Raw genomic sequence first — 22,951 nt, 5'->3', positions numbered from 1 at the left:
AGTCTGAACTTCTTAAATGAGAGGCTCAGACTATTTGTGATGCCCTTTAATTATGAGAGGATGAACAGAATATGTACGAGTATCATGGATGGGCAACAATTAGAGAGAGTGCTTCGTTTGAAGAAGATGAGGATCAATATGAATTGGTTATTCAACAGCTTAAAGAATATGTGCAAGAGTTAGAGTGGCCTTCAGGCGTTTTGGACTTAAGAGCAGTAAATGGTGATTTTCAACTTTGGATAGCGGGTCTCAATAATCACAAGCCTGTATTAAAGTATGATCCAACCGAAGTGATGAAAAAGGTTGGGGAAATAGCTCCTGGTTCTTATGGTGTTCTTTATGTAAGAGATAGCGATGATTTGGAATTTTCCAATCAATTTAAGGTGTATTCGTTAATTCGGGGGGAGATTAAGGAGCATCATGATCCTTTCCTCTCACCATTTATACCCAAAATAGAGGATGACTACAAAGGGTAGAGATAAGTCTAAACCGTTAGAGCGTTCTCGTCACACACCCAGTATGAAAACAAGTTCTAGCTATTAATCAACTTTTTATTGGTAATTTATTTGATTAGGGGCACTTGAATATGTTCACTATTTCTTTTAAAGCAATTGATAACTTTGATGAAATTAAACAATTGTCCGCGGAGCAATTTGATCAGACGAAACAAGATATAGAGGGAATTATTGAATTGGATTTTAACGGTAATAAGTACGGCATGTTCTTCGAAGATTGTCCATTTGGTAATGAAAGACTTATTAGATGGTTTATTGACTTAATAACCATTGCCAAAATGGTTAAAGTCCATAATTATGTTGCATATCGAATTCCAGATAGCACTAATTTGTGGCTTGAGTTTAAAACGCAGGAAAAGGAATTAGAAGTCAGTTTAATTGAAGATATTGATCGAGAAGTCATTTTGAATCTGTTTATTATTGAACCGTTTAAGGAATTTAGATATTCAACTTGGAAAGGCGCTAATGTTAACATGGCTTCTTTTACTAAGGAAATCGTGAGTAATGCACGAGAATTTATAAATTTTGTTGCTGTACTGAATTTTAAAATAATGGAGAGTAAAAACATTCAAATACTAGAGAACAGTTTGCGGGAACTGGAGTCTCATTAAAATACTATTATGGTGTGCAAACATCAATTTCTCTCACCTTTCAGAGACAATTCAGGCCTCGCAGCCAGAAATGTCTCTTTTTATTGAACAAATTAATCTTTCAGCCCTATAACCGGGTTATCTATCTGACATAAACTAGCGTATACTGATGGAATAGCAAATATCTTCAAATTTCATATTTAAATTAACCCATATTATTGATACACTAGATCAAGGTTATATTCATTCAGAGAAGGGGCGGGCCTGTTCAAGAATGGGGCTTGCTGCAATGCCAAATCGATAACGCTTACATCCTTTTGGCAAATATAGGATATAAGGACGGTAGACATGAGCCAGGGACAAACGAGTACAGATGTTATCTTGATTGGTGCCGGAATTATGAGTGCAACTTTGGGAACTTTGCTTAAACAATTGGCACCAGACTGGAATATTAAGATTTTTGAGAAGCTCGCCAGTGCGGGGGAGGAAAGCTCCAACGAATGGAATAATGCCGGAACCGGGCATTCAGCATTGTGCGAACTTAACTATACCGTTGAACGACCAGACGGATCCGTAGATATTAGCAAAGCCATTAAGGTGAATGAGCATTTTCAAATCTCAAGGCAGTTTTGGTCCTATCTTGTCAAAAGCAATCTGATTCGTAATCCGCGGGACTTCATTATGCCGCTTCCTCATTTGAGTTATGTACATGGAGAGCAGAATGTTCTGTTTCTTAAAAGACGTTTTGAAGCGTTAGCGAAACATCCGTTGTTCGTAGGCATGGAATTCTCGGATAATAAGAAAAAACTGGCGGAATGGATTCCGCTGATGATGAAAAACCGCACGGGCAATGAACCGATTGCAGCCACCAAAATTGACTCCGGTACGGACGTTAACTTTGGTGCTTTAACGCGTATGCTAATGGAACACTTAAAGAGCCAAAACGTGGATATCCACTACCAACATAGCGTGAAGAATATGAAACGCACAAGCAATGGATCATGGGAATTAGCCGTTAAAAATCTGAAAAGCGGAACCGTCGAACGGCACACCGCGCAATTCGTCTTTATCGGTGCGGGTGGCGGAAGCTTGCACTTGCTGCAAAAATCCGGCATTCCCGAAGGTAAACATATTGGCGGTTTCCCGGTTAGCGGCATCTTTATGGTGTGCAAAAATCCGAAAGTCGTGGAACAGCATCATGCCAAAGTATATGGAAAAGCTTCGGTGGGTGCTCCGCCGATGTCTGTTCCGCATCTGGATACCCGATTTATCGAGAACCAGAAATCGCTGTTATTCGGACCGTTTGCCGGGTTCTCGCCAAAATTCTTAAAGACAGGCTCCAATGCCGATCTGATTACGTCCGTGAAGCTGCACAACCTGCTTACGATGCTCGCCGCTGGTGTCAAAGAAATTTCACTAACCAAATACTTGATCCAACAGCTGATGTTATCCAAGGAACAACGTATGGCAGAACTGCGCGACTTTGTCCCAGATGCCAAGAGCGAGGATTGGGATATGGTTCTGGCGGGACAGCGCGTGCAGGTGATCAAAGACACAGCTCAAGGTGGCAAAGGAACGCTCCAATTCGGTACGGAGGTAGTGACTGCAGCGGATGGCTCGATTGCGGCATTACTCGGTGCTTCACCGGGGGCTTCAACCGCTGTTCATGTGATGCTGGAGATCCTCCAGAAGTGCTTCCCGCAGCATATGGACGCGTGGGAGCCAAAGATCAAGGAAATGGTTCCTTCCTATGGCGAATCACTGGTTGAAAATCTTAGTTTACTGAACCAGGTACATGCTTCAACCGCTCGGGTGCTTGGGCTGACGGCTGAGAAATCAGTCGTTCGGATGTAACGACCGTAGGTTACCTTTTCTATAATGGGTGTAATAAAGAGCTAAGCCGGTATAAAGACCGTGCTTAGCTCTTTGGCTTGGTTTGCGATAGTTGCGCGTATTGTAATTCCTATTACTTAATTTAAACCAGTAAAGCGACCTTCACCTCGACTGGGTGAACGGGATAACGAAAGAGATGGTCGTTCCTTCCCCTGGACTGCTGCGTATGTCCAAACCTTGACCGTATCTTTGATTAAGCCTTCGATGTGTATTGGTTAATCCAACGCCCCCGGAACCGGAGGGGCTCCTCTTCGGCCATTCCAGCGCGTTATCGATCTGAGCCTGATCCATTCCCACGCCGTCATCCTGAACTTCAATGATGGCCTGATCATCTTGTTCGATAATCCGAATCTGTACGGTCCCACCCGTGCGCTTGCTCAGAACACCGTGTCTCACCGCATTCTCGATAAGCGGCTGAATGGTTAACGGAGGAATAGATAAGCTTAGATTATGAGGAATGTCCCAGAGCACTTCCAATCTATCCGGGAAGCGTTCTTTCTCAATGTACACATAGGCTCGTGCAAGATCTATCTCATAAGTGATATCCACTGTTTTCTCTGCGTTAAGGAAATGGAAGCTCGTTTGCAGGTAATGAATGAAGGCATCTCCTAACTTCTGCATTCTCTCAGTATCCAGGTCACTAAGTGCCATGATGGAATTCAGCGTATTGAATAGAAAATGGGGTTGGATCTGCGCTTGCAAATAGGCAGCTTCCATCCGTAGCCTTTCATCGATGGACTGTTTCAGGACGGCCAGTGATCGGATACGATGTTTCAACTCAAGCGCATCAACGGGTTTGGTGACATAATCCGTAGCACCCGCCATGAATCCAGCGTGGATATCGGCCGATTCGTTACGAGCCGTGAGCAGCAAAATCGGAAGCTCTGACACGGAATAACGCTTGCGTACATTCTCTGTCAGTTCATAGCCTGACATATGAGGCATCATGACATCGGCAATAAGCAAGTCCCAAGGCTTGGAATCGAGTAATTGAAGGGCTTCACGCGCTGAAGATGCAGTTTGAATATGGTAAGGCTCGCTCGAAAGCATGGAAATAAGTACTCTCAGATTCACAGGGTCATCATCGACGGCGAGAATATGGGCAACAACCGGTTCATGAGAAGTGGGTTGTTGCTCTGCAACCGCGACTTCCTCGAAGCTATGACGATCCCAATCCTGCTCACTCTGATCAGGCAGTGATGCCGTATCTCCCAATGGGAGTGAGACTTGGAAGGTTGAACCTTGCCCAAGCACAGATTGGACGGTTAGATGGCCGCCGTGGAGTTCTGTAAGCTGCTTGCAAATACTTAATCCCAAGCCGATCCCTCCACTCAAACGAGCCTCCGGGGTCCCTTGTTCATATGCATCGAATATTCGCTTCTGCATCTGTTCGCTGATCCCCACACCGGAATCGGAGACCTGAATCACGGCGCACTCTCCACGCTTGCGTACAGAAACGGTAATGGTGCCTTCTTCGGTAAATTTCAGGGCGTTATGCAGCAGATTGTAAAGGATCTGAACCAGTCTTCTCTCATCAGCCTGAACAAGGGGGAGCGATTCAGGAATATCCACGTTTATTTGGATAGGCCTGCCTTCTGCCATGAACCTGAACATTCCAATAACGCCGGGGATTACGGATGCTAGGGACAATGGTTTTTTCTGAAGGTTAATGCGTTTTTCCTTCAGGCGAATCACATCAAGCAGGTCGTCAACCAGTTGGGACATTCGGCGGCCGATCGTAATTAACAGTTTCATCTCTTCTGCATGCAGCTCTCCTGATCCACGCCGTTCACGTACCGCGATGCTCTCAGCAATGTTAATGATGCCATGCAATGGTGTTCGTAACTCATGAGCCGTATTGACAAGAAACTGATCCTTCTGCCGATCTTCCTCTTTGAGCTGTTCGTACAGCTTCTCGATCTCATTGGAATTACGAAAGTATTTTTTGAACCAGTAGGTCGAGAAGCCGAATATGGCCGCAATGACATCAATTGGATAATACACGTTGGTAATCTCGTTATGTGAGTTCACGAATCCCCACAGCACACTGGAGAAACTACCGGTTGCTGCGAATAGCAAGAAGCTGGCATCACTTTGTTTTCTGACCGCCATTCTGAAGAACAGGCACACAGACCAGGAAACAGCAAACAGATAGAGGAAATCAGAGACGCCGGACCCAAGGACTAAGTAAATCAGGTTCACTGGTGCGATTAGCAAAAATACACTGTAGACACCGAGCGTACTGGCATAGACTCGGAAAAGTCTGCGACCTCGCAAACTGTGTGAGAAACTCCTGGCCATGAGAAGCATGAAGAACGAAAACAAGGGATAGGATAACGCTTTGGCTTTGACCATCCAAGTAAAGTTGAGCGGAATCCAGTTCAATAAAAGACTATCATGATCGGAAGCAACTGTAAGCGCTGCTGCCAGGGTTAACAGGGAAAACGTGAGCAGAGCGCGTTGTTTACGGTTAAAAAAGAACATTACACAAGCATACAAGCTATGCAGCAGCAGTATGGCAAAGGTAATTTTCTGTAAATCGATTGAAAATCCCCGTTCACTTGCGATCGCCTCCGGAGAACCGAAGTAAAGGGAACGTGTAATCCCACCGCTAGAAGGATCATCAAAATTGGCTGTTTGCACGAGAAGATCAAGCTCCTTGGCCCCGTTAAGGGCATAGGAGGTTGTAAACGCCGTCCTTTCTGGGCGATAGGCCTCGGCATGGGTCGCAGGTTGACCGAATTCGGCTACAATGGTCCCGTTCATTTCTACGATGGATGAAGCCTGGATTTTCTGTGCCCAGAGACTGACTTCCTCAACCGATGGGTCCAGAAGAATGCGAATGCGGTACGTTCCATACCCGAATGATGATGAAGATGGTGGTAACGCACTGCGCCAATCTCCAGGTACTTGAATCCACTTTGAAGGTTGGTTCAGTACTTTTGCTTCGTGATTAGAGATTAAGGCTTGGGGGAAAAACTCCCATTCGCCATCAAGGGAGATCGGTGAGGCGTTAGCAAGATCCCATCCTCGAAGATCAAGCACACCATGTGCTGGGGCAGGGTGTTGGGGTATGGAGAAAGACTCGGACCATATCCAGCGAAATCCGATTAAGAACGTAAGGAATAGAATCGACAGCACGACATATCGGGGTATCTTTTTAAAAGTTATTGGTTTCATGGCAAAAACTAGTTTTCGACATGATAATCTAAATTCCTGCACGTTGGGCCGCATGTAGAACATTTTATTCATGGTCTAAACAGAAATCTTTTATTAAAATGATAGCGTTTCAACAAATGGAATTATGGTAAAATTACTGTTTAGAGGAAGGTCAGTGAGCCGGAGGAGTTGAGATTTATGAGAATGATTTTGGTAGATGATGAATACCTCGCTCTGAGCAGGTTAAACAAACTTTTGCTGGAGCGAGAGGATTGCGAAGTCATTGGCTCTTTTCTGGCGGCAGAAGAGGCCATGGATCATATCGAACGTCATCAGCCTGAAATCGTCTTCATGGATGTTCACATGCCGGGAATGAACGGGATTCAGGCGACTGAACGCATTCATGAGGTTTCTCCTGGAACAGAGATTATATTTACAACAGCATATAACGAACATGCACTAACGGCCTATGGGCTTGAAGTGCTGGACTATATCATGAAGCCCGTCACACGGGACCGTTTGGAAAAAACGATGAAGATGTATCAACGCCGAATTATGCCAGCAGGTCTGAACTCGGCAGAAGAGCCGTCCATGTTGATCCGGTGTATGGGAATGCTTCAGTTACAACTTCATCCAAACGAGCCCCCGATGCATCTGAAGTTCAGAACAACCAAAATCAGAGAGCTATTCGCCTATTTGCTTCACCATCGGAACAAGCCGATCAAGCGGGATTCACTACTTGAATTGTTGTGGCCAGAGCTGGATGAGAAGAGGGGCATTTCCAATCTTCACAGCGGTATCCATCGCCTGCGCAGCATGATGAACGAATTCATGGGCGAGGACAAGATATCCATTCGCTATCAACAGTATGGTTACATACTGGAAACAGGAGAATTCAGGATTGATGCGGAGGAATGGGAAAGTCGTCTTAATCGATTGTCTCCATTATCATCCTCTATAGTCGCCGAGCACCGGAAGATCTCGGATCAATATGAGGGCAGATACTTTGGTGAGGACGACTACGTATGGGCTGAGCTGGAGCGTCAGCGCTTACATGCGTTATGGCGTAACCATGCAATGCAGCTTGCCCAATATTATGTTGGTCTGGGGATGGATACAGAAGCACTAACGATATATCACCGAGTACAACAATTCGATCCGATATTGGAGGAAGTCGGCCTAGCTTTGATGAAAATATATGATCGATTAGGCCATAAAGATCCAGTAATTGCCCAATATAATCAGGTGGCTACTGCGTTACGACAAGAGGCTGGCATAAGTCTTGGTTATGAAATCGAGTCTTGGTATCAAAAGTGGAAAAAATTAAATATTTGATGTAAATGGACAGCCTTGCAGCCTCACCTGCGAGGCTGTTTTTTCTTTTGCTACGACTATTCAGTTGCTTGGTAAGAGTTTGGTAAGAGGCTTTGTGTAGAATTAAAACGATATGCGTCCCTACATGAAGCAACAACAAAAATAACAGCGGGGAGGATGAAGTGGAAAAAAGAGTTTTAAGGTGTCGGTTATGTAGCAGGTGGAACGGTCTTGAACCGATTGGAAGAAAGCGCCAGTTTAACTTTCACCAATCTAGCAATGGTGTACCACTATAATAGCTCAGCAAAGTTTCGTAGGAAGTGTTGTCGTCGGTGAGCAGTCAAAAAATAAGTTGGGTAAGTAGGAGGTAAACTATGTACACAGCAGGAATCCGTAAGAAACCATGGCAAAGACTTATCGTGCTGGTTCTTTCCTTTATGCTGACGCTTGGAACGTTGCCAATGAGTTTGGCGCACGCGGATGAGATTACCGAAACTCCTGTTGGTCCGGGTGGAGTTGGTGCCCCTGCATTATGGCTACGATCAGATCGGGGGATGGGAGTTGCCAGCGGCCAAAAGGTGAGTAACTGGGAAGATCAAGGAAGTAAAATAAATAACGCAACGCAAGACGTAGAAGCTAATCAACCGACTTATTGGGATGATAGGAGTCATAATATTAATTTCAATCCGGTATTGGAATATAACGGAACGAGTAATTTTATGAAACTGGATGTAGACAAGCTTCCACAAGGGAAAAGCCCGAGATCGATCGTTACGGTTAGTAAAACCAATAGAGCTTCAGGTCTCAGTTATATCATTTCCTGGGGAAAGAGCGATCCTGAGGCTTATTCTGGCATAGGGATGCTTCAAAATGGAACAAGGGGCGGATTGACGCCATTTAACACAGCAATGGACCAAACATTATACACTGCCGGAGGATTTCTAGGAACGATGTTCCCGAACGAGCAATTTGTGACTTGGACGGGCGGGGACGGTGATACAAATAAAGCTAGATTGTACAGTAAAATGAAGCAGGTACAGGAACTGAATGGTTGGGGAAAAGATAATGCTAAGTTATGGGATACTGGCAACTCTGAAGGAGCTATAATCGGTAAACTTATTCCGGAAGCTAATAACCTTAGCTATTGGCAGGGTACAATTGAAGAAATTATCGTATACGATCATGCTCTTACGGACGCAGAACGCCAAAAAGTCAGCACATATCTGGCGATCAAATACGGCTATACGCTAGATCAGACGACAGCAAATTCATATGTCGATTCAAACATGGCTACCATCTGGGATTCAAATGTGAACGCAGTCTATACCCATCGCGTTACAAGCATCGGTCGAGATGATCAGAGCGGCTTGATGCAGAAACAAGCCAAAGCGCAGGAACAGGGATCGATATTGGCGATTGCATTGGGCAACAGTGTTCAGGATACAAACTCTGCAAATCAAAATGATTTACTGAATAATTCTTCTTTCTTTACATTCGGTGACAATGGAGCAAATACTGGATTCAAAACGCCGATGACTAAAGATGAAAAAAAACTGCTTCTAATGGAGCGTATCTACAAAGTACAGAAAACAAATTGGAATGATACACAGATTACACTTCAAGTAGACCAAGCGGGAGGCACTACGGAACGGCCACAATATGTTGTGATTAGCGATGATGAGCAATTTGATGATCAAGACTCGATCCATTTAATTGAGAACGGCCAAGTAACCATTAACACCTCCAATTTTGGTCCGAATTCGTACTTTACCATTGCAACGGCTGCCACTCCTTTAACAGCACCAGAGGTCAAACTAATCGGTGATGAGTTGAAATGGGAAGCGGTTGAGCATGCAGATAAATATGAAGTAACAATTCAACTGGAAGACGGCACAACGCGGAAGGTGGAGGTGCCCGGAACGGCACTGAACCTGTCGCAATTGGAACCGTCGCTGGAATCCGGCACCTACACGGTGACAGTAACAGCGAAGACAAACAATCCAGCATATTCAGATTCAGAAGAGTCAAATCAGGAACAATATATTTTTATTAACAAAACGAAGTTAAAAGCCAAAGCCGATGAGATCAACGGCAAGATTGAAACAGGCGAACTGGACAAAGAGGAGTACACGCCAGAGACTTGGCAAACGCTGCAAGGGGCATTAGAAGCTGCTCAAACCGTGTTCAACGATGAGAGTGCAACACAAACAGCAGTTGACGAAGCACTGCAAGCGTTAAATGATGCCTATGAAAATCTGGAAAAGGTGTCCACTGCTCCAGGGGTTGATAAAACGAAGTTGAAAGCCAAAGCCGATGAGATCAACGGCAAGATCGAAACTGGCGAACTGAACAAAGAGGAGTACACGCCAGAGACTTGGCAAACGCTGCAAGGGGCATTAGAAGCTGCTCAAACCGTGTTCAACGATGAGAGTGCAACACAAACAGCAGTTGACGAAGCACTGCAAGCGTTAAATGATGCCCGGAATGGTCTCACCAAAGTACCAGGTACGAACACTTCCACATTGCAAACATTGATTCCATCCGTAGGAAGCTTATCCCCAGCTTTTGATCCGGGTAAAGATACTTATACTATGTCTGTGCCTAATAGCGTATATCAATTTCAGTTAACGCCAACGGCACTTGATCCACATGCCAAGATTGAAATTTCTGTTGGAAATAGTGCTTGGCAAGACGCTTCAAATGGTGTTGCCAGCGAGAATCTGCCACTCCAAGTCGGCGGAAATATGATAATCGTTAAAGTCACAGATTCGCTCGGCCATGTAACTGAATATAGAATCAACGTAAACAGAGCATCCAGCGACAATGGTAACAACGGTGGAGGCAACAATGGCGGTGGCAATACCGGAGGCAATGGAGGCAGCACACCAGCACCTACACCTGCGCCTACGCCAGTACCAACACCAACCCCGACAGCACCAAAAGATAACTTGGAAACCACTCGGGATGGCAATTATCAGCCATTCGCGACTTCCAAACCATCGGGTGACAAGCAAACGTTGGTTCAAGTTGATCCAGCCAAGCTGAACACTGCCATGTCCCAAGGTACAGGACAGCAGTTTGCCATTCATTCACCGAATGAAGGCGATATGAAGGTAGACGGCTTAACCTTGGAAACACTGAAACAATTAACGGATCAAGGCTCCAAACTGAACATCAGCAATCCGCTGGCGATCTATCCGGTACCTGGTGGCAAAATGGACCTGAACGGTGTGTCCAAGGAACTTGGCAACGTTGCAATGAAAGATATTGCTGTACATGTCGACATTGCACGTTCTTCGGACGCTTTGATCAGTAGTGCAAAAAACAAGGCTGCAACCGGAGGGTATGAGCTTCTGGTGAATCCGGTTGATCTCGACCTTACCTTTACGAAAGACGGACAAACGGTAAGATCTGGTCAACTCAACGGATACGCACCGAAATATATTGCACTTCCAGAAGGAATAGATCCGAACCGGATTACAACAGGCGTCATTGTCAACCCGGATGGCAACATCTTCCATGTGCCAACGGTTGTGACGAAAATAGACAACCGTTATTACGCACTCATCAATGATTTGCGCAGCAGCGGAAGCTATTCGGTGATCTGGAATCCGCAGGATTTTGAGGATGCCAGAACTCATTGGGGTAAAATGGATGTAAACAACATCGCAGCCCGATTGGATTTGAAAGGGAACGGAGATAATACATTCTCACCGGACCGCAGTGTAACACGCTCCGAATTCGCAGAGATCGTGGTAAATGGTTTGGGTTTGATGGCTCAGGATGCTCCACAGGTTCACTTCCCGGATGTGTCCCCATCGGATTGGTATAGGAATTCAGTAGCGATCGCAAGCGATTTTGATATTGTTACCGGTTATGATGACGGCTACTTCAAAGGCAGTCAGCAAATCACAAGAGAGCAGGGCTTTGCCATGGTTGCTCGTGCATATCGCTTGATTCAATCCGGGGACGTGCCTAATCAGGAGCAAATTGCCTCTGAGTTAGCACGTTACGAGGATGCCGCTGACGTATCTTCTTGGGCTAGAGAGGATGTTGCCCAGCTGATCCAAGCGGGAATTATTCAAGGCAATGGACCAGAAGTCCTTAGTCCGAAAGCATCCATGACACGTGCTGAAGTCACGGCATTGATCGCAAGAATGCTGAAAATAACCAACTTGATCGATAAGTAACCATCTATATGCGATAAGTAAACCATCTATACTGAAAAGCCTTTGCTGATATTTTGGGGTCAGCAAAGGCTTTTTAGTTTTCCTTTTTCGAAAACAAGCATTCTAGGCCATCACAGACAAAATTCTCTTGCTTGCTCGTCAAAGAACTCGATAACATTCGGGTATTCTCTGATATCAATAGCGTTCTTTCTCATGATCTTATGAATAAAGATGGCATCCGTAAAGATTTTATTAATGATGATCCCGCACCATGCCGGAGTGTCTCTGAAGTCATTCACTAATGCATGGATTTCATCAAAATTAAAATACAGGATATATGAAGCATAGTTTTGGAGCAGCATTGTGAAGCAGTGATTCCGATAGAGACCGGTACGGGGGTCAGCCAGAAAGTTTCTCATGACATCAAATACTAAAGTTCTATTCTTCGCGTACATTTGCAGCATTTGCTCCACGTTATTAATCAAATCCACTACAGCCTCTAATCCTTCTTCCGAGGGCATGCTCAGCTTGGGGGACTTGCCCTCGATGATTCGTAGCAGCTCCAGTGTAAGCTGTTCGCAGGCCTGTATTTCATGTGGAGCGATGAGGAACTGCTCTCCATATTTATCCCGATTCTCGCTGTAGTGGTCGTGAAACGCCGAGAAGTAGTGCTCCAGCTTGATATTGGTTTTGGTATGTATAAGGTCCTGCTCGCGAAACGAACAGGCGTAAAGGGTTTCCTCATTGACCGGATGCGTATAAAGGTAGAAAAAGAAGAAAAAGTCTCTCAACTCACCCTTCTGTTCATCGTTTAAGCTAGATAGTCCATTCAATTGGGCGAGCTGAAAGAAGCTATAGTTTTTCATCCAATCATTCATTTCGCTGTAGGAATTATGTGTGTGAATGGACATTGTTGTATTCAGGGTAAAGAGCAGATAATACAGCACGAGTTCGTCGTATACATCCAGTTGGTTGAAGATATCCGCGAGAACGGGCATCCCATTTGGTTTGCTACCATAGTATGGATCTTCTGGGCGAAGCTCGCTCATCCAGTTCGTAAACGTTGCTTCCGAATGACCGGAAAGGAATAAGTCTGCGCTATCATCTTCGTATAAGCCATATTCAAATGGCTCCGTATGAACAGGTGACAGCCCTCTTTTCCACTTTATATTGAGATACTCGTTATATAGGGTTTGAAGTTGTATCTTCATCTTATTATCCATTTTCATATCAGTCCTCTGTTCATGTTCTGGATTCCTGTCCGTCAGTTATACGCCGCTCTTCAAAACTATTCGACGCCTATCGGAGCGTTCCCCCCTTAATTTAACCAGTCGTAATACTTTCGCCCTGTTGGGAGATCGTGGAATCTGAGATGATGGGTTCATCAAAGGTTCGGGTCACGAACTTCGGACCTTTGGCCTTCAGGCTATGGCGATCCTTCCTTCTACATCATTGGAGATCCTAGGGTCGCCGCTTTCCTGAATAATTTCAATTTCAGAGAGGAGGCGTCCAGGCTATCGTATTCCTTCCTTCTAAACCTAACCTTTCATGTTATATAGGGATATGGCTTTCCTGGACTCTTTAATCATGAACAATAACAACAATACCAATAACACCAACAATGCCAATATCAATGCAAACAACCATATCAGAATGAACAGCATCTATGTGCGCAGAGCCAGCAAACTTATGATCGAACCAAGTGAAGGGCTGCAACAACAGTTACCCAAAAATGTTCTGGCGACAGCTCTCAAAAATATGGAGTCCCTCGGGTTTACTTTCACAAATGAACTTATGCAGGCGATGCGAAAGCTGTCCGAGGAACAATTCGAAGCGTTATATCAACAACTGGTGAAAGACCTCAAAGTCATGGTCGGTGCCCATGTGGAGTACAAACCGATGTATGCGGGATTCCCGCAGCAGGTGATGGGAGAGGACGAAGCCGAGCTGTACCTGAACGCTGTTTTTCATTATCTGACGCATCTTACGCTGGACGATTTCGATCCTTCGGCTGCGACTACTGGCGCTCGGTCTCCTTTGCTGGAGCAAAGAAAGCTGAAAGTCATTGATCTGGGGAGCAAGCCAGCGTTCTTGAAGCTGATCCGTCAGTTAGTTGAAGCGAAAGGCTCCATCTCCGATACGGACAAAAAAGATATCAAACGTGTGCTGAAACATTCAGATCCGAGCGATGTCGAGATTATTTTGCCTGCAGAGATTCCGTTTAAGGAGAATGTGGGCTTTGTCGTTGCGGTGCTGTTGAAATATGAACTGGCAAGCATGGAACGAATCGGGTCGTATTTTAAAACGGCAAGCGATGTACTCCGACTGGCGGTTTCCTGGTCGGACGGTGACGTCAGTCTGGCAACAGCCTCACCTTTTCGTAAATTCAAACGCCGTGAGCGCCGCTTGCTCCTTAGCTTGCTGGAGCAATGCGGCTCCATCACGGAGGATATGCTCCGCTACAAGGATCGCTGGATTCGCCTGGGCGAAATCCTGCATCCATCCGAATATAAGCTTCGATATCCGCGATGTCAGGAAGCCTTTGATATTTTGCGCAATGATAAACCGTTTACAACCTTTAATGGAAGCGTAGAGCTGGCATTTCAGTATCGGAATGTCTGGAGCTTGATCGATCTGCTGTCACAGCGTCCGGGAGAATTCGCCAGGAAGCTGGATCACTTGCTGCGAATCACCGAGGATGAAGCCTATGTGTTGCTGGCGTTTGGCGAGGTGGCTGCACAGGTATCTACACCCGTGCTATTGCAGGTGAGGCAGCATTTTGCCCAGCGTAATGAACCGCAGGGCCTGCGTGTCTTTTTCCCCAAAGGCAATGTGGCCAAGGCCTTTGGTATCCCGAATGAGCTGCCGGAGCTTAACGAGGCAGTCTGCCTGGAAGTAGTGCAGTTGTGCGAGCAGGCTTTAATCACACGGTTTGCTGACTTTCCTGTGCTTGGGAAGACGTACATCGATGAACGGCTGCAGCATTATCTGGTTCCATTTTCACAACGATCCGCAAGTAAAGCTTTACGGACTATTGTACGGGGAAGCCGCATCCCAATGGGTGAGGGGGATACGATTCGTTTCTTCAGCTGGTGGAAGGAGGGAGAGGTGGACGGTACACCAACCGGGCGCGTGGATATTGACCTGTCGGCGGTCATGTATGACGAGAACTGGAACTACGTTGAACATATCTCGTATACGAATCTGCGGTCTGTCAAATACAAGGCCGTCCACAGCGGGGATATTGTGACTGCGCCTAACGGTGCAAGTGAATTTATTGATCTGCATATGCCTTCGATTGTGAATTATGGCGGGCGTTATGTGGTGACGACACTGCACTCCTTCACCAGCCATCCGTACTGTAATCTGCCGGAATGCTTTGCAGGCTGGATGATGCGCAAGAAACCCGGATCGGGTGAAATCTACGAGCCATCCACGGTGGAGAACAAAGTGGATATCTCCGCAGATACGCAGATCGCGATCCCTGTTATCCTGGATTTGGTGGAGCGTACGATCATCTGGACGGATCTGGCTCTGACCAGATACCCGGACTATAACAACAATGTGGAGGGCAATCAGAAAGGTATTGTGCTGATGGGGAAAGCGATGACCACATTACGCAAACCCGACTTGTACGACTTGTTCATGCTGCACGCCAAGGCGAGAGGTGAACTGGTGGATACGAAAGAGCAGGCCGATACCATCTATGCGGTCGATGAAGGCGTGACACCATATGATATTGAACAGATTATGGCGGAGTACTTGGCCTAAGTGGTGTGGCGTAGCGTCGTACTGGCGCATGTGGAAAGGCATAGAGAGCTGAATGAATAGGAATGCTGTGGAGTTGTAAATCGAGTGAAATGGATGCGTGTAAAAATGCATAGAGAAAGGAAGAAGCAGCCGCAAGGCTGCTCTTTTTGGCTCAGAAGATACACAGGAACAGATTACGTGGGGGATTCATGCAAATCTGGCGTGCAAGCTAATGAATGGAAGCAGTCCGATCAGGCTTGGAGAAGATTGGGCATATCTGACGGTGGCTAAGGCGGAGGGGCATGAAATATGAGCATTGCTCTGTCATTCTAGCCGTAATCGCCCTGTTCAGCTTTCTTAGAGATGGAGATGTCCATTAAAGTTGCTGATAGCGGCTAACGATCACAGATGACGCTATTTGATGCATTTTAACCTGTTGAAAATGTAACGATCCTGAGAAACGCTAGTTGCGTGTTTTTGGTGTGAAATCATCGTTTACGCTGCATTTGTTCGGAAATAGCGTCGCTGGGGATCGTTACAATTCTAACGGGGCGAAAATCAGTTGAATAAGGTTTCTGGTGATCGTTAGAAAATAAAGAGCCACGCTAGACTGCTGGATATCTCACCTTCGCTCTAAGCACTACTCGCTACTGCTTCCACGCGTTCGCTTCCTTCACCACTTCTGCGCCGCCTGCGGACATGAACTCCTGTACGAACTCATCGAACTCACTGAGCTGCCGCTCACCTGTAATAAACGCGATATAGGCTTTGTTTTTTAAACGGATCAACGAATCGCCATACTTGGCGAGAGCGGGGGTAGCGACCTCCAGCGCATTATAAATGCCGTCCTGATCCAGATGTAGCGTAGCGGCCCACTGCTCCCGTTCTCCCGTCTGTTTCAGCGGAACGGTCATGCCGATATTGGCACCAATCGTATTCTGAAACCCGAACATCGTGTCGTACGGTGGCATGATGACGATATTCCGGGGCTCGGTGGGTGTCCAGACCCAGTGTTTATTTTCCACGCCGTAGGTCATGCTTGCTGCTTTGTCTGGATCAGGGCTTGCACTAACCTCGTCCAGGATGCGGAGGATCATCTCCAGCTTGCCTGGTTCTTTGACTGCATCAGCGCCAATTGCCGTAAAGCTCATCAGCATATCGTAGCCTTTGGAGCCGCGTTGTCCATGGGGTCCAGTGAAAGGTTTGCCAAAGACAACCTTTGCTTCCGGGAACTTGGCCGTGAGTTCTTTTACATTAAATGCAGCTTGTACTGGGCTTTTTACCACTTTTCCGCCACGTTCAACGTGCCAATCCTCGTAATCACCATCCTGAATCCAGTGGTAGTAGTTGCCCATGGAGGTCATCCCGATTTTTCCGTTAATGAACGGGTGGGACAGATGTTTGTAGCCGCCCTTATTCTCGCCAGTCACAAATTCGGGATCAATCACGCCGTCTTTGTACCATTTACGCAAGTAGGTTAATGCTTCCTTCATTTCGGGTTCCAGTGCACCAATGGCCTTTTTTCCATCCTTCGTGCTGAAGTAAAGTTGATCGGCAAAAATGATCTGACCGAAGGCTCCAAATACAACGTTCATGCCTTCACTGGACAAGCCATACGTATCCTGGATGCCGTTGCCGTCGGGATCTTCAAACGTAAACGCATAGATGACTTTCTCGAATTCCGCCAGTGTCTGCGGAACGGGCAGACCCAGCTTGTCCAGCCAATCCTGCCGATACACTACAGGTGTACGGTAGATGTTGGTGGGATTGATGACAGGAATTCCGTAATATCTGCCGTCAATTACACCAGCTTGCTCATAGGCAGGCGCCTGTTCATGAATGATGCGCATCAGATTCGGGGCATATGTGTTCAGCGTCTCCACGGGAATCTCGGCAAGTACCCCTTGCTGCTGGTACTTTAGCAGGTCCTGTGGCTGACGAATGCGAAACAGATCAGGAATGGCCCCTTGGGCCAGTTTCATGTCGAGAAGCGACTCGTATTTATTGTTTTCCAGATTCCAAACGTCCAGATCAACACCATATTGTTCTTCTACGGCCTTCAGCATCTCCGCATCTCTCGGCACGGGCACGTTCTGATGCATCGTCCATGAAATATGGTATTTGGCTATCCCGGCATCGGTATCAATCATTTCGCCCTGTTGTCGTTCTGCAATGGCCCTGGTTCCGGACAGCAGATCACAGCCGCCAAGAACGACAGCAATGATGGTCAGAAGCAATACGGTCAGAAACAGCTTATCGTGATAGAGCTTCTTCGTACTCATCCGCCAATCCTCCTCACGCTCTTGATCCAGCCTCTGGCATCACTGCCGAAGAGAGGTTGCGTACATAATGACCCGGTGTGCAGCCGTACATGTCCTTGAATCGTTTAATAAAATAGGCCGTGGTGCCATACCCGACGGAGCTTGCGATCCGATCAATGGTCATATTGTTGTTCTCCATCAATACCTTCGCCTGTTCCATTCGGCGGGATGTCACATAGTCGGTATAGGTAACACCCATCTCTTCCTTAAAGAGCTTGCTCAGATATTTTGGACTAAGAAATACCTTCGTTCCAACAGCCTCCAGCGAGAGGTCTTCGGACAGATTGGCTTCAATATACTGCTTCGCCAGTTCAATGGTCGAGACGGCCCGATCACTGTTGCGCTTCTCGGTTTCTTCAATAAATGCTGTGACCGATTCCACCAGCCAGTTGCGGTACGCCAGAACATCATGGAGATTCGTGTACTCATGATACAGATCGGGGTGACCGAACTGAAGGGGATGCTTGTAACGTACGTTTTTCACCACATCCGAATAGATAAATACCATGTTTGACAGGATAAAATGGCAATAGTCAGCGGGATACTGTCCCTCCCGCATATGTTCAACCACCTGTTCAATAGTCTCGATCACCTCATCCATCTGCCTGCCCTGGAGCTTGTCCCTGAACTTGGCAAGCATAGCCTGAGGAATTTCATCCTGGCTGTGTTCACGCTGGAGTATGGCACGATCCTTCAAGATGTTCAGCTCAGGCAGGAAATAAGCATATTTCATATAAGCCTGTGCTTCATTGAAGCTGCGGTGCACATCACCCAGATCATTGACCCAGCAGCCCGTGGACAGCTGGATATCCGGTTGCAACTGCTGTCTGGTTTCAGCCAGCAGAAGCTGAGCGAATGTATTCAGCATTGCTTCCGAGGCAACATCGGTACACAGGATGACGGCGAGCCTTTGGTCAGGCAGCTCTTCGGCAATCAGACGGCTGTCTTGCAGAGAAAGGGATCCAAGCCCGTGAATCACCTTGGAGATTGCAGTAGGCTGGCTATGTGAGTCTTTCCCCATATGGAAAACTCCGGTATTCAGAAGTATGCAGCAGTAATCAGCGTATTGCCGTGTTATGCCGAGAGCAGTCAGTTCCTCTTCCCCCATTCTCTGCTCAGGGTTACCTTGCAAGAGGTTAAGCATCACCTTATGTTTGATTGCCGGGGTGTTCGCCAGCAATGTTTCTTCCAGATTACTTACTTTATCCTTCAACTGAATGAATGCACTGTCGATCAGGTGATATTCGTTCATAATCGGGTTAGGTGCTGCACCTGTGCCAGACAGATCCTTGATGCGTCCCACCAGACGTTTGATCGGATTGTAGTTGGCCCGTACCAGCAAGGCGGCTAAGACAAGCCCGATGAACAGGGCAATCAGACAGATGCCTAGAATGAGTTTCTGAATCATGATGGATTGTTCATAATAGAAGCTGGAGGGTGTTGCACTATAGATGGTCCAATCCGCGGAGGGAAGCGTCTGATAGGAAACAACGTAAGGTGCATCCCCGATTGTATCGTCGAAGCTGCCCTTTGTACTACCGAGATCAAGCATCTTCTTTAGACTTGTCGCATACTTATTGGACTGCCCCGGACTCTGCTCTTGCGAATTACTCACGGTACTTCCTGCTGAATTGACGATAAAAGTCCGTTGATATTCGGAAGGCATCATGTTCTCAATGATACGGTTAACTGCATCCTCTTTTACATCAATCGCAATGATGACATCACTGGTTTCACCCGTTGAACGAAAAGGGTAACTGTGCGCATACGTAAATAATTCATTGCTGCTCTCCCCCGCATGACTGGTAAAGATGTCCTTCGGGATGGGACGCGATGGTGTCCAGAGGCTATTTTGTTTGTTGGTCCGCATCTTCTGAAGCCAGTCCTTATAATAAGCGGAACCTTCGCTGTGATCCGCGTTGTAGCGTAGCCCATACAGGGAAGACAACATGATATTACGTTCAGGATAGTAGAGATGGATGCCCTGAACGATATCGGCATTGCCTGCTACCTTCGCTTTGAGCAGTTCTTGCAGGTCAACGACCTGATCCAGCCCGCTTCGATCCGCGTTATCCGCGAACAGACGGATGTTGGCAGATTTATCGAGTGACAGATCTACATACATTTGCTGCACTCGTTGCAATACGGTTCCTTCAATGGTACGAGCTGTATTCTCAAGAATCAACTGATTCTTATTCCTTAATTCTTCATTGTAGCTGCGCGAGAAATAGATATAGAAAAACGAGCAGATCAGCAGCACGATGGTGACCACGATTGAACCGTATGAAATGGCCAAACCGGCCCATGCAGAGCTCCATTTTTTCATCACGCACACCTCCCGGCGAAAATTATACACTACACGTTTATTCTTGAGTTCACGATTTATATTAACTTCATGTAAAATGTTGCGATTTTATGATATTGTTCCGAAATTGATACAAAGACGAAATTGTTTTATTGCTGGTTTGGCGGGCCTAATGCTACATTGGGACCGAACTGAGACCAACTATTAAACGATGGGAGTCGACAAATTTGAAAACGAAAGTGATCAAAAGCAACAAGAAGAGATTGTTCGCCGCAGCGATGGGAGTTGTTCTTTTATCAAATACCTTTGCCGCAAGCAACGTGCTCGCCGCATCGGATGAGACGACCATTCCATTGCCGCCGCAGCCGGCGTGGGGGTATTTTGTAGATACGTACAAAAATAACACGGGAGCAAGCATGACTATCGATGGCAATCCGGCAATAGGTACTCTTTCCAAGTTTCTAACATTATGGACACCAGGTTCATCCTGGAATGACGGTAATAAACTGAATCCACAGGTGTTGGACTACAATATTGATTATGTAGAAGATCGTTCCAAAACGCGTACCGCCAAGGACGAGGAGGATGCTTACTATACGGATCGAAGAAACCAGACGTATGGAGCTGCAGAGGGCCTGGGTGCTTTGACAGATGTATATCGTGAGAAATCAGGAACGGTAACTTCTATTACGTATATTCCACAAGAAGCGTTGACAACGAAATTTACAGATACGAATGATTCCAATAAGGGTGGAGATTCCAACTCTGAGCTAGGTAAAATGGTGGATTTGGTTGGTAAAGTGCGGGGGGATTATGCCTCAACGCAACAAGCGAAGAAATTCTACCAATATATGAGACCTTTCCGTTGGAAAGATCAGTCTGTGATCGTTCCTACACTGGTTGCGGTACAAAGTAGCAATCCGTCCAGCGACGGTGGCTTCCCAAGTGGACACACCAATGCATCTTATCTTGCCGCGATTGCACTGGCATACTCCGTTCCTGAGCGCTTTCAGGAGCTGCTGACACGTGCATCCGAAATGGGAGATGACCGGATTGTAGCCGGCATGCACTCTCCACTTGATGTTATGGGAGGTCGGGTACTTGCGACGGCATTCGCAGCTTCGGCTTTAAATGATCCAGATAATCAGCAGCTGAAACAAGATGCGTACAAGCAGGCGCATGATATCCTTTTGAAACAAAACGGAACAGCAGAAGATCGTTTTACGGATTACCAAAAAAATAAAGACGAATACACACAACGTTTAACTTACGGATTCCAGCAGATCAATTCTGCTACCGAACCCGCAGCTGTACCTAAAGGCGCAGAAGTGCTACTTGAAACCAGACAGCCTTACCTGACAGATCAGCAACGCCGTGCCGTACTGGCAACAACGGGCATTGAATCCGGTTATCCGGTATTGGATGATCCAGAAGGCTGGGGACGTCTCAATCTGTTCGCTGCGGCAGATGGATACGGTGCATTCAATAGTGATGTAACGGTCATGATGGATGCTGGCAAGGGTGGTTTCAACGCCGTAGACGTTTGGCGGAACAACATCTCCGGTACAGGCAAGCTCACGAAGGAAGGCAGCGGTACATTGAAGCTGCGGGGAGCGAATACGTACTCCGGCGGTACTCAGGTTAGTGCAGGCACATTGGAAGGGGATACAGCTACTGCTTTCGGGAGTGGCGATGTAGTCAACAGCGGCGGTACGGTTACGGAGAGCGTAACTGGCAAATGGAACATCGAGGGCAACTTCACGCAGGCCGCTGACGGTATGCTGGAGCTCAACGTAGCTTCCGCAAATGACGTGCTCGACGTTAAAGGTACAGTTAGTACTGCTGGAACATTGCATGTTAATTTTGCCAGCAACTATGTACCTGTCCCGGGTGAGATTACGCTTGTAAGCCATGGCGTCAATCAGCAAAGCGGTAAATTTGCTTCTGTTCAGGTGGATGGCCTGCCAAGCCAATATAATGCCCAGGTGAAGTATGAGAGCAACCGAATCGCCTTGGTGATTACGGATACAATAACAAATCCAGGGACTACGCCGACAACGCCATCTACTCCTGGTACTGGAGGCGGTTCAGTCACTATTCCAACACCGTCCACACCATCAACAGGTTCTGGAACGGATTCGGGTACAGTTACCACGTCTCCTACAACTGAACCAACAGTACCGCCGACAGCACAGGTTCATCCGTTCAAATCAGGTGTTGTGAGCCAGGAAACGGTGCTGAAGACAGTTAACGAAGCAATTGCCGCAACGAAAAATGAGCAAAAGACTTTCAGTGATATTTCTGGCCACTGGGCCGACCGAAGCATTGGAACTGCCATGAAATTGCGCATGGTGGATGGTTACGAGAATGGCTCGTTCCGACCTAACGCATCCGTTACCCGAGCGGAATTTACCGCGATGATTGCCCGGGCGTTTGGCCTTGGCGAGAATTCGGCTTCCGCCAGCTTCAAGGATACACGGTCAAGCTGGGCGGCCGGATATATTAGTGCCCTGGCTGACAAGGGAGTCATTACCGGTTATGCGGACGGAAGCTTCAAGCCGAATGCGACGATCTCCCGCGCCGAGATGGTGACGATTATTGCACGTGTGCTTGATCTGAACACACTTGCAAATGGTGCTCCGGCCAGCTTTAATGATGTGGACAGCAGTAACTGGGCAGCGGCTGCAATTGCGCAGGCTTCATCGGCCAACCTGGTGCAAGGACGATCCTCTTCCGTGTTCTCGCCGAGCGGCAAAGCTACACGGGCTGAAGCTGTGACGATGATCATCCGCGCACTGGAGAGCGATAGCTCAATCAAGGCACTGATCGAAGGGTTGTAAAACAGGACTGCAAGACAAGGTGCTGCTGTGAACGAGAGCGGAAGATTCGGCTGAAGTGAACAGCACTCCCGTCAGGGTTCAAAAGGACGAAAATG

Annotated in this window: 11 protein-coding genes; 7 read left to right on the top strand and 4 right to left on the bottom strand. The window is 46.8% G+C overall.

Going from position 1 to position 22,951, the window contains the following annotated elements; translation table 11 throughout:
* Positions 1-71: 71 nt before the first annotated feature.
* The 3 genes from JNUCC31_RS14100 (at position 72) to JNUCC31_RS14090 (ending at position 2,959) form a co-directional block, all read left to right on the top strand.
* Positions 72-476, top strand: coding sequence for an Imm7 family immunity protein (locus tag JNUCC31_RS14100; protein ID WP_192272025.1), 405 nt, complete (start codon positions 72-74; stop codon positions 474-476).
* A 110-nt stretch (positions 477-586) separates the two neighbouring features.
* Entirely contained in the window at positions 587-1,126 is a 540-nt protein-coding gene (locus tag JNUCC31_RS14095) for a hypothetical protein (protein WP_192272023.1), read from the top strand.
* Between the two features lie 327 nt (positions 1,127-1,453).
* Positions 1,454-2,959 carry a malate:quinone oxidoreductase gene (locus JNUCC31_RS14090; protein ID WP_192272021.1) on the top strand — a complete coding sequence of 502 codons (1,506 nt, stop codon included), beginning with the start codon at positions 1,454-1,456 and terminating at the stop codon, positions 2,957-2,959.
* Positions 2,960-3,100: 141 nt separating this feature from the next.
* Here the strand turns inward: JNUCC31_RS14090 and JNUCC31_RS14085 are convergent, their stop codons facing one another.
* The gene (locus tag JNUCC31_RS14085; protein WP_192272020.1) at positions 3,101-6,178 is read right to left on the bottom strand and encodes a hybrid sensor histidine kinase/response regulator; all 3,078 of its coding nucleotides are present in this window, start codon (positions 6,176-6,178) and stop codon (positions 3,101-3,103) included.
* A gap of 177 nt (positions 6,179-6,355) precedes the next feature.
* On the opposite strand from JNUCC31_RS14085, the gene JNUCC31_RS14080 reads away from it, so the two are divergent.
* Both JNUCC31_RS14080 and JNUCC31_RS14075 read left to right on the top strand, forming a co-directional pair.
* Complete coding sequence (locus tag JNUCC31_RS14080) at positions 6,356-7,492, top strand: response regulator (protein WP_192272019.1); 1,137 nt, start codon at positions 6,356-6,358, stop codon at positions 7,490-7,492.
* A gap of 353 nt (positions 7,493-7,845) precedes the next feature.
* Positions 7,846-11,661: a DUF8202 domain-containing protein gene (locus JNUCC31_RS14075; RefSeq protein ID WP_192272018.1), complete on the top strand. Its 3,816-nt coding sequence runs from the start codon at positions 7,846-7,848 to the stop codon at positions 11,659-11,661.
* Positions 11,662-11,771: 110 nt separating this feature from the next.
* Here JNUCC31_RS14075 and JNUCC31_RS14070 read toward each other — a convergent pair whose 3' ends face one another.
* Positions 11,772-12,851: a hypothetical protein gene (locus JNUCC31_RS14070; RefSeq protein WP_228469660.1), complete on the bottom strand. Its 1,080-nt coding sequence runs from the start codon at positions 12,849-12,851 to the stop codon at positions 11,772-11,774.
* Between the two features lie 478 nt (positions 12,852-13,329).
* Between JNUCC31_RS14070 and JNUCC31_RS14065 the strand changes: the two genes are divergently transcribed.
* Positions 13,330-15,411: a TerD family protein gene (locus tag JNUCC31_RS14065; RefSeq protein WP_416234437.1), complete on the top strand. Its 2,082-nt coding sequence runs from the start codon at positions 13,330-13,332 to the stop codon at positions 15,409-15,411.
* A 626-nt stretch (positions 15,412-16,037) separates the two neighbouring features.
* On the opposite strand, the gene JNUCC31_RS14060 is transcribed toward JNUCC31_RS14065, so the two are convergent.
* Together JNUCC31_RS14060 and JNUCC31_RS14055 are read right to left on the bottom strand one after the other, a co-directional pair.
* Positions 16,038-17,672, bottom strand: a complete 1,635-nt coding sequence (locus JNUCC31_RS14060; RefSeq protein ID WP_192272017.1) for an extracellular solute-binding protein — start codon at positions 17,670-17,672, stop codon at positions 16,038-16,040.
* 13 nt (positions 17,673-17,685) lie between these two features.
* Positions 17,686-20,037, bottom strand: a complete 2,352-nt coding sequence (locus JNUCC31_RS14055; protein ID WP_192272016.1) for a helix-turn-helix domain-containing protein — start codon at positions 20,035-20,037, stop codon at positions 17,686-17,688.
* 221 nt (positions 20,038-20,258) lie between these two features.
* Between JNUCC31_RS14055 and JNUCC31_RS14050 the strand changes: the two genes are divergently transcribed.
* Complete coding sequence (locus JNUCC31_RS14050) at positions 20,259-22,856, top strand: S-layer homology domain-containing protein (protein WP_416234436.1); 2,598 nt, start codon at positions 20,259-20,261, stop codon at positions 22,854-22,856.
* Positions 22,857-22,951 lie beyond the last annotated feature (95 nt).

This window comes from Paenibacillus sp. JNUCC-31 (genome assembly GCF_014844075.1).
In the GTDB taxonomy this organism is placed as follows: Bacteria; Bacillota; Bacilli; order Paenibacillales; family Paenibacillaceae; genus Paenibacillus.
This window is presented reverse-complemented; position numbering and strand designations above follow the sequence as displayed.

Bases quoted from the DNA above. Each gene is read 5' to 3' on its own strand.
- JNUCC31_RS14055 (WP_192272016.1), bottom strand. From the start codon at position 20,037: ATGAAAAAATGGAGCTCTGCATGGGCCGGTTTGGCCATTTCATACGGT.
- JNUCC31_RS14090 (WP_192272021.1), top strand. From the start codon at position 1,454: ATGAGCCAGGGACAAACGAGTACAGATGTTATCTTGATTGGTGCCGGA.
- JNUCC31_RS14080 (WP_192272019.1), top strand. From the start codon at position 6,356: ATGAGAATGATTTTGGTAGATGATGAATACCTCGCTCTGAGCAGGTTA.
- JNUCC31_RS14085 (WP_192272020.1), bottom strand. From the start codon at position 6,178: ATGAAACCAATAACTTTTAAAAAGATACCCCGATATGTCGTGCTGTCG.
- JNUCC31_RS14095 (WP_192272023.1), top strand. From the start codon at position 587: ATGTTCACTATTTCTTTTAAAGCAATTGATAACTTTGATGAAATTAAA.
- JNUCC31_RS14060 (WP_192272017.1), bottom strand. From the start codon at position 17,672: ATGAGTACGAAGAAGCTCTATCACGATAAGCTGTTTCTGACCGTATTG.
- JNUCC31_RS14075 (WP_192272018.1), top strand. From the start codon at position 7,846: ATGTACACAGCAGGAATCCGTAAGAAACCATGGCAAAGACTTATCGTG.
- JNUCC31_RS14070 (WP_228469660.1), bottom strand. From the start codon at position 12,851: ATGAAGATACAACTTCAAACCCTATATAACGAGTATCTCAATATAAAG.
- JNUCC31_RS14100 (WP_192272025.1), top strand. From the start codon at position 72: ATGTACGAGTATCATGGATGGGCAACAATTAGAGAGAGTGCTTCGTTT.
- JNUCC31_RS14065 (WP_416234437.1), top strand. From the start codon at position 13,330: ATGATCGAACCAAGTGAAGGGCTGCAACAACAGTTACCCAAAAATGTT.